Genomic DNA, 8,985 nt, shown 5'->3' with positions numbered 1-8,985 from the left:
GACTACTATTCCCTTGAAATTGTGAAAAATAACAGTTTACGGATTTTTTTATTGTATTCAATTTAAATGGTGATTGAGCCTAGGCGAAAGCAATCCACAGGATACTTATGATTTACTGATTATTCCTTATGCCAATCTTTTATTTGGTGATAAGGATTTGAAAGAACTATGGGAAAAGCTTGAACCCCACTCCATGTCGGCGGATGATATCAAGGAAATTCGCCAACAATCTTCGCCAGATGATGTTAAACAAATGGCAATATATAAACTGCTTTCCTGTACGGAAGTGTTAGCCTATGCAGAATCCCACCTGGATCAATTTCAACAGTATGTGGATCCATATGTTGACCAATATATTTTGACCTTAATGGAATCTATCCAGATAAATGGTTCTAATGGGGAATTAATTGATCTTGGTGAAAGCGAGGCCAATCATGTTTTTTATCTGCTTAAAAACTTAATTCGCCGTAATGAAGAAAACCATAACTTGATGATCAGTTGGTTAGCGGCAATACCTCAAATACAAAATATTGTCAGAAGGGATCTCGCAAGTGAAGCTCAAAGCGAGTTGTTACGCTTGGCCATGAGCGTGCGTAACGAGACGGCAACTGAAATCATGCTTAATATTTCCATGTTGGAATCACCGAGTCCTGAAACCAGGACAAGCGGCCTATGGGAAATTGCCCAAGATAAAGAATCATCAATGAAGGCCTTGACTGATGTTGAGCAAGTAATCCTTGACAGGGTTTATGATCATTATCGAACTAAACTGGATAAAGAAGGAGGAGGGCAGAATTTTTTTAAACAATTTAAAGAGTATTTGGCAAAAAATTATCAAAAGGCTCCCGCATATTGCATGCTGGCTGACAAGAAAATTAATTTACCGCTTGATTGGTATGACTTTAAGGATCTGTTAGCGGATTTAAAGTTAAATGACCATGCGAGAAAGGAGTTTCAAGCCCATGCGTTAAAAGCATACTACCAACATACCGCGCATACCGCTTATCGTTTTTTGTCCAAGCCCAACCACTGGATGGCAAAAAATGCCTCATATGTCTGCGGCAACCCTCAAAGAGGGCAAGGTTATGCTTATTTCGAGGCTTATCAGGAAATGATAGCTTACTTTTGGCTGGCAGCGAGTGATGAAGAAACGCCAGCTATTGATAATTTCACAATTGAGGAACGGCAGGCACAGTTTATTACATCGCTTGCATTAATTGGCCGAGCGCACAATTGGGATGAAAACCGGCTTAAAAACAAAACGTTTGAGGAATACGATGATTTAAAGGGAGACAACCCCAGTTGTTACAGCGGTATAAAACGCCGTTTGTTTCACTCTGTTTTAGGGCATCCGATGTTTAAGATTTTAACAAAAGAAATCCTTGCTCAGGAACTGAATTCATTTGTTTATAATTATTACAAAAAAGTCATTTCGACAGATAACAGCAAACTTATCCGCGCTGAATTGATGAAGAAATTTTATCTTGAAGAACCCGGTAAAAATTATATTCCGTTTGATCTGAAAAAGGTTGATATTGAAGAAAGGCAACAGGCAGGATTTCTTAAAGAACTTGAAGATAAATATGGGAAACAAGTCAACTATTTCCAGAAAGACATCAGCTTATTTTTTAACCCCAAGCCCTGCGAATATCATATTGAAAAATTTTATCAGCAAATTGAACATTTATTAGATAACCCCGTTAATTCCCAGAAATCACCCATGGTGTTTTTTGCCACTAAAAGAATTCCTTCTCAAGAATGCAATGAGCAACAACCAGATAATCGTTATTCCAAACTCTAGGGTTTTTTGGCCTGTCACTCACGGCAGCTGCCATGAGAGCTGATTGCACAATCTATGATTTATAATTATGCATTTTGCACTTGATTATTTCATTAAAATTGCTTAAGCTTCCCTTAATAAATGAATATCATTGAGACAATATTTACACTCTTTGAGACATTTGTTATGATATGAATCATGATGTTCGATATCAGTTGGTTTTTCATTGCCATATACAATGAATATAACACTCACCCTCACCATCTTGAGTATTGGCGAAGGCTCCCTCTGAGCTTGTGCCATGCCAAATGCTGATATATTCCCCTGCATTCGGGATAGCTTGGAGAGGGCGAGCATCGACCAATACTTTAAGAATGATGATTATTTTTGATTGGAGATTTTAAAATGAGCGTAGTCATGCAAGATGCAGAACAACACGATACCTTAACGCAACAAGTCATTAATGCGGTTAAAAAATACCTGAGTACAGCCAGCAGTAAAGATGCAAATTTAAATTTATATCAGCTTATTGTTGAAGAAGTAGAAGCCCCTTTGTTCCGTACGGTGATGGAATTGACCCGCTACAACCAATCTAAGGCAGCGCGGGTTTTAGGAGTTAGCCGTGGAACCTTGCGCACCAAACTTAAGCGCTACTTTGATGATGAATTTATTGGTACACGGGAAGTTTAAATTTTTACATTTTTTCTGGTTTTTTGCTAGTCACTTTGCTACCATTAACTGCAAAGTCGGTCAGACAATCGCTTTTCGCAATTCGCGGAGAGAGGAAAGTCCGGGCTCCACAGGGCAAAGCGCCAGGTAACACCTGGGAGGCGCGAGCCTACGGAAAGTGCCACAGAAAATATACCGCCTGTCCAATCTTGGGTGGGTAAGGGTGAAATGGTGCGGTAAGAGCGCACCGCATTGCTGGTAACAGCAATGGCATGGAAAACCCCGCTTGGAGCAAGACCAAATAGGAATCCATTGCAATTTATTGCAACACATGGCCCATGTGGGATTCGGGTAGGTCGCTTGAGGCAAACGGTGACGTTTGTCCCAGATGAATGATTGTCCGCGACAGAACCCGGCTTATCGACCGACTTTGTTATTCTGATTTCTATCCGGATTTTTTCTTCATGATTCTTTGTATCGATGTGGGTAACTCCCATATTTATGGCGGTGTGTTTGCGGACGATATTATTCGGCAACGCTTTCGCCTCACCTCAAAAATGAGTACTTCTGATGAGTTGGGCATTTTTCTCAAAAGTGTCTTACGGGAAAACCATTGCTCGCCGGAAGCAATTACTGGCATCGGTATTTGTTCTGTGGTACCCCAGCTTGATTATTCCTTGCGCTCAGCTTGTGTAAAATATTTTTCCACCGAGCCCTTTTTCCTGCAAGTGGGTGTTAAAACCGGATTGAACATCAAATACAAGAACCCCCAGGAAGTCGGTGCTGACAGGATTGCCAATGCTATTGCTGCGACACATAAGTTTCCTGGTAAAAATATCATTGTGATTGATTTTGGCACCGCTACGACATTTTGCGCTGTCGATAAAGCAAAAAATTATTTAGGCGGCGCTATCATGCCTGGCGTTCGTCTGGCAGTGGATGCCTTATCCAATAATACCGCAAAACTTCCGCCTGTAGAAATTATTAAAGTTAAACAACCTGTTGGAAGAACAACAATCGCAAGCATTCAATCAGGCATTTTTTTTGGCGCCTTGGGCTCATGTCGAGAGCTGCTCAATCAGATTAAGCAAGAAGCGTTTCCGAATGAAGACATCCTGGTGTTGGCCACTGGCGGTTTTGCTTCCATGTTTGAAGAATACTCCCTGTATGATCATCTTATGCCGGATTTGGTGTTGCATGGCATTCGCATCGCTCTTGAAATAAACCAGGCATAAGCCTTTTTGCAAGGTTTTTTTCATCCAATAATCTCCTCACATGACCACGATGATGGATAGAGGTTTATTCAATCGCCTAAACTTGATGATTTTTTTAGAAAAAACTGTTTCATGGCTTGACGAATGGGAAATTGTGTTTCTATAGTGTAGTAAAGTGGTTTAAAATAGAAAAAAAGTGGAGAGTTGTGGGAGATTATTCCCACAAAAAATAATCATGTTTCGTGGAATCAACGCCATTAACATTGATGGAAAAGGGCGGCTTGCCATTCCGGCGCGTTACCGTGACGTGCTGGAGCAAGAAGGAAAATCGCTCGTTTTGACGATTGATACCGAAGAAACCTGTTTGCTGCTGTACCCGGCCAAAGAGTGGCAGGTGATTGAAAATAATCTGCAGCGCCTGCCTAGTTTTAATAAAGCAGCGCGGCGTATTCAACGCTTATTGATTGGCCATGCAACCGATGTGGAGCTTGATAACAATGGAAGGATCTTGTTGCCTGCTTTATTGCGCGATTATGCGCACCTTGCAAAGCGTGTGGTGTTAATCGGGCAAGGCAATAAATTTGAGGTTTGGGATGAGTCAATCTGGCAAACCAAGCGCGAGCAGTGGCTGGCAGAGGAATCGTCGGAGACAGATGCCTTGCCTGATGAAATGAAAACATTTTCTTTGTAATTCTGGCTTTTTGCGGTCGGGATGAACTGTATATGGTATTTAGCTTAATGTTGGAACGATTTTATGACAACACATCGACCAGTCCTATTGCAGGAATCTTTAGAGGCTTTAGCGATAGAGGCTTCCGGGATTTATGTTGATGGAACATTTGGTCGTGGCGGTCATAGCAGAGCAATTCTTGGACAATTAGGTCAGGCGGGCAGGTTAATTGCCATTGATAAAGATCACGATGCTGTCAGTTATGCAAAAGAGCTTTTTGGTCAAGATCCCCGTTTTGCAATTCACCAGGGCTCTTTTGCAGAAATAGGCAGTATTGCCAAACAGGAAGATGTGGTCGGTAAGGTTAATGGTATTTTGCTTGATTTGGGCGTGTCTTCGCCACAACTTGACAATCCTGAACGAGGATTCAGTTTTATGCAGGCAGGGCCTTTGGATATGCGGATGGATCAAAAGCAAGCGCTTACCGCTTCTGAGTTTGTGAATGAGGCTCATCCTGATGAAATGGCCAGAATATTTCGCGAATATGGCGAGGAACGATATGCCGGGCGAATTGCACGGGCGATAGTCAAGGCTCGTGAACAGGCACCCATCGTGACTACTGATATTTTAGCTGAGATTGTAAAAGAGGCAAATCCAAAATGGGAAAAGCACAAGCACCCGGCTACTAGAGTCTTTCAGGCTATCAGGATTCATATCAACCAGGAATTGGCGGACTTAAAACGCTGTTTGGCACAGTGTATTGACATTCTCGCGCCAAGAGGCCGTTTGGCTGTCATCAGTTTCCATTCCCTGGAAGACAGAGTGGTTAAGCAATTTATGCGTGAAAAAGAGCAGGGCGGGTATCTGCCGCCTGATGTTCCAGTCAAGAGTTCTGAAATAAAGGCCCGCTTCAAGCGGGTAGGGAAAGCCATTAAACCAAAATACGATGAAGTGATGCAAAACGTTCGTGCCCGAAGCGCCGTACTTAGGATAGGAGAGAAAATAGCATGAATGCCGCAGCCAAAATGATTCATCAAAGTAATTTTTTTACGGGGCAATTTACTGATATTCGCATATCAAGACAATTTTGTTTGCGAGTCATACTTGCCCTTTCTGTATTCTTTAGTGCCTTAGCTGTGGTTTATGTCACAAATTTACATCGCATCACGTTTAATCAACTGCAGCAGGCAGAAGAAAGGGCTCATCATTTACAGCTGCAGTGGGGGCAATTGCTGTTGGAGCAGGCAAGTCTTGCTTCTCCTGCCAGAGTGCAAAAGCTCGCTATCGAAAAATTAGGAATGCGCTTTACATCTGGCAAACAAGTGATTAATCTGCGTGCACAATGAACACTTTTCGCCATCGTGCACGGTTTTTATTTGTTTCCTTTTGTTTTGTCCTGATTTTATGCGTCTTAATCTGGCGGATGTATGATTTAACTATTATGAATCGCCAGTTTTTATTAAACCAGGGTGATGCCAGAAGTTTACGTACCATTGATATTCCTGCTTACCGGGGAATGATTACGGATCGCAACGGCATACCTCTTGCGGTCAGCACGCCAGTCAAATCAGCCTGGATAAACCCAAAAGAATTTTTCCCAAGCGAGCAGCAGTTAACGAAACTGGCCCGCTTGTTGAACCTGTCGAAAAGTCAGCTTTTAAAAAGGGTAAAGGAAAGTCAGGAGCGTGAATTTATCTACCTGCAGCGGCAGCTGCCTCCGGCATTAGCGAAAAAAATAGCCGGCCTTGAGATTAATGGCATTTCTTTTCAAGAAGAATTTAAGCGCTTTTATCCGCAAGGTGAGGTTACTGCTCAGCTGATTGGTTTTACAAATGTGGATGATAATGGCATTGAAGGCATTGAGCTTGCTTATCAACACTGGTTGATGGGGGTCAGTGGTAAGAAAAGAGTAGTCAAAGATAGATTGGGTAGAGTCATTGAAGAACTGGGTATTATCCGAGACCCTCGTCCAGGAAATGATTTAAATTTGAGCATTGATTCCAGGATACAATATTTTGCATATCGTGAATTACAGGAAACTGTCAAAAAATTTGCCGCAAAAGCGGGATCTGTGGTTGTACTGGACGCAAAAAATGGCGAAGCGCTTGCGATAGCCAATTATCCTTCTTTTAATCCAAATGTCAGAAACCACTATTCTCGTGACAGCTACCGTAACAAGGCAATAACTGATTTGTTTGAGCCTGGTTCGGTCATGAAACCTTTTAGCATAGCCAGCGCCTTGGAAAGTGGCCATTTCACACCGGACAGTTTAATCGACACACATCCAAGCTGGATGATGCTTCAGGGGCATGTGATTCGTGATTTACGTGACTTTGGCGTTTTGGATGTTACTGGTGTTTTGCAACATTCAAGCAATATAGGCGTAACTAAAATGGTTCTTGCAAGCCCGCCTGAACAATTGATTGGATTGCTAAAGCGCTGTGGTATTGGGCAGCGCACCGAAAGCGGATATCCGGGTGAAGGAGATGGTCTTTTAGCTCAGGTAGCTGATGCCAAGCCGTTTGTATTGGCTACACTTGGTTTTGGTTATGGCATGTCTGTGTCTGCCCTTCAATTGGCAAAAAGTTATTTGGTTTTTGCTAACGGAGGGCGAATTTTGCCAATTCGACTGTTACATTATGATGAGCCCATACAAAGCGTTCAGGTAATGAGTTCTAAAACAGCAAGTCAGGTTCTTGCCATGATGGAAAAAGTAGTGGGCACAGGAGGAACAGGGAGGCAGGCGCAAGTTCCAGGCTACCGCGTTGCTGGTAAAACAGGTACCGCAAGAATTGCCGGGAAACAGGGATATGAGGCAAGCAGGCATATTGCATCATTTGTTGGAATTGCCCCTGTATCCAATCCCCGTTTAATTGTTGCGGTGGTTATTCATGAACCGACTCGTTTGAGCTATTATGGCGGAGCGGTTGCAGCCCCGCTATTTGCCAAGGTTATGGGGGATGCTTTACAGGTACTGGATATTGAACCGGATCAGCCACATGGGGATGTTGTATCATGAATTTTCGTAAAATTTTGGCCGAATTAGATTGTGATGCATCCTACGATATAGAAATCAAGGGGATTCATAACGACAGCAGGATGATTAAGCCAGGCTATCTGTTTGTTGCTTACCCTGGCGCCGAAGCGGATGGCAGGCTATTTATTGCTCAGGCTATCTCCAGAGGTGCCAGAGCGATATTGTATGAGGCGAAAGCTCCTATTGCCAATGCGTTTCATTCCAACCAGGATGTTCCATGTATTCCCGTTTCAGATTTGGCAGAAAAACTTGGGAGGATAGCGAAAATTTTTTACGGGAATCCGAGCAGGTCATTGAATATCACGGGTATCACTGGCACAAATGGAAAAACCACCATAGCCTACCAATTGGCACATGCCTTTGAGCGTCTAAATCGAAAGGCTGCATACATTGGCACTCTAGGGGAAGGCAGGCCTTTTGCTTTACACCCGCTCAACAACACGACGCCTGATGCGCTTTGCCTGCATCAGTTGCTGAAAAGCTATAAGGATTTAAATATTGAACAAATTTGTATGGAAGTATCTTCTCATGCTTTATCATTAAAACGTACAGAGGGCATCGAATTTTCACACGCCATTTATACCAATTTAAGCCACGAGCACCTGGATTTTCACCGCACCATGGAAGCTTATGCTTTTGCAAAAGCAAAATTATTCGCAGTGCCGAGCTTGCAGTCCGCACTTATCAACTTGGATGATGAGTATGCACCAATGATGATTGGGCAATTGCCTGCGGGTTGTAAAAAATTGACTTATGGCCTTCGTAAAGGTTGTGATGTTTATGCGCAAAGCTTTCATACCACCATGACTGGCAGCATACTTGATATCGTATCTCCCTGGGGGAAATGTGAGATAAAGACTGCCATGCTTGGCGAGTTTAATTTGTATAATGCCTTGGCTATTTTCAGTCATTTATTGCTGAATGGGGGGGCTCTCCAGGATGTGATTGCTGTCATGGCTACATTGCGCGCAGTGCCTGGACGCATGGAGGTGGTTGCTGACTCTCCTTGTGTGATTGTTGATTATGCTCATACTCCGGATGCTTTGGAAAATGTTCTTTTGACCCTGAGAAAGCTAAAACAAAATCGCTTGATCGTGGTTTTTGGCTGCGGCGGAGACCGCGATAAAGGAAAAAGACCGATGATGGGCAGGATTGCAAGCGATTATGCGGATGAGGTAATTGTAACAAGCGACAACCCCCGAAGTGAAAATCCCTCGAGTATTATTGAAGAAATCATAGCAGGCATCAATGCCGAAACCAAGCCTAAAATTGTGGTTGATAGAGCAGAGGCCATTGAAACGGCATTAAATATTGCCGTGACGGGCGATATTATTTTAATTGCCGGCAAAGGACATGAATCTTATCAGCAAATCGGAAAAAAACGAATTCATTTTTCCGATCAGCACGTTGTTCAGCGCTTGCTATATGGCAGTTAAATAACGATAAACTCCTGGCATTTCGGAAGCGATTTATTTCGGAAGCTTCATTCCCCCAATATCCTGATACGCCACAATGAGCGACTCCCTGTGCCATGCTGAGCGGGATGATGTGAATAGTTGCTGCAACGTTATGGAAATAAAAATCCTGCTTGCAAACTGATTTTGTTTGGTGTTAA

General features: G+C 42.9%; 8 protein-coding genes and 1 other RNA gene. All 9 read left to right on the top strand.

The annotated features are described in order from the left end of the window. The first annotated feature begins 73 nt into the window (after positions 1-73). On the top strand, positions 74-1,801 hold the full coding sequence (locus Llon_RS03490) for a hypothetical protein (RefSeq protein WP_058528680.1): 1,728 nt from the start codon (positions 74-76) through the stop codon (positions 1,799-1,801). 384 nt (positions 1,802-2,185) lie between these two features. Continuing rightward, positions 2,186-2,470 carry a helix-turn-helix domain-containing protein gene (locus Llon_RS03480; RefSeq protein ID WP_058528678.1) on the top strand — a complete coding sequence of 95 codons (285 nt, stop codon included), beginning with the start codon at positions 2,186-2,188 and terminating at the stop codon, positions 2,468-2,470. A 52-nt stretch (positions 2,471-2,522) separates the two neighbouring features. Next, positions 2,523-2,885: RNase P RNA component class A (rnpB, locus tag Llon_RS03495), an RNA gene on the top strand. Positions 2,886-2,913: 28 nt separating this feature from the next. Next, positions 2,914-3,684 carry a type III pantothenate kinase gene (locus Llon_RS03475; protein WP_058528690.1) on the top strand — a complete coding sequence of 257 codons (771 nt, stop codon included), beginning with the start codon at positions 2,914-2,916 and terminating at the stop codon, positions 3,682-3,684. 214 nt (positions 3,685-3,898) lie between these two features. Beyond that, positions 3,899-4,354 (top strand): division/cell wall cluster transcriptional repressor MraZ, encoded by a 456-nt coding sequence (gene mraZ / locus Llon_RS03470; protein WP_058528677.1) that lies wholly within the window; start codon positions 3,899-3,901, stop codon positions 4,352-4,354. A 63-nt stretch (positions 4,355-4,417) separates the two neighbouring features. Beyond that, the gene (rsmH, locus tag Llon_RS03465) at positions 4,418-5,344 is read left to right on the top strand and encodes a 16S rRNA (cytosine(1402)-N(4))-methyltransferase RsmH (protein ID WP_058528676.1); all 927 of its coding nucleotides are present in this window, start codon (positions 4,418-4,420) and stop codon (positions 5,342-5,344) included. Beyond that, positions 5,341-5,679, top strand: a complete 339-nt coding sequence (ftsL, locus tag Llon_RS03460) for a cell division protein FtsL (protein WP_058528675.1) — start codon at positions 5,341-5,343, stop codon at positions 5,677-5,679. Before rsmH ends, ftsL begins: the two co-directional genes overlap by 4 nt. Then, positions 5,676-7,352 (top strand): peptidoglycan D,D-transpeptidase FtsI family protein, encoded by a 1,677-nt coding sequence (locus tag Llon_RS03455; protein ID WP_058528674.1) that lies wholly within the window; start codon positions 5,676-5,678, stop codon positions 7,350-7,352. The genes ftsL and Llon_RS03455 overlap by 4 nt, the downstream gene beginning before the upstream one ends. Then, positions 7,349-8,806: a UDP-N-acetylmuramoyl-L-alanyl-D-glutamate--2,6-diaminopimelate ligase gene (locus Llon_RS03450; protein ID WP_058528673.1), complete on the top strand. Its 1,458-nt coding sequence runs from the start codon at positions 7,349-7,351 to the stop codon at positions 8,804-8,806. The genes Llon_RS03455 and Llon_RS03450 overlap by 4 nt, the downstream gene beginning before the upstream one ends. Positions 8,807-8,985: the final 179 nt, after the last annotated feature.

The organism is Legionella londiniensis, assembly GCF_001467825.1.
In the GTDB taxonomy this organism is placed as follows: domain Bacteria; phylum Pseudomonadota; class Gammaproteobacteria; order Legionellales; family Legionellaceae; genus Legionella_A; species Legionella_A londiniensis.
The sequence above is the reverse complement of the archived record's forward strand: the minus strand, read 5'-3'. Positions and strand labels throughout refer to the sequence as shown.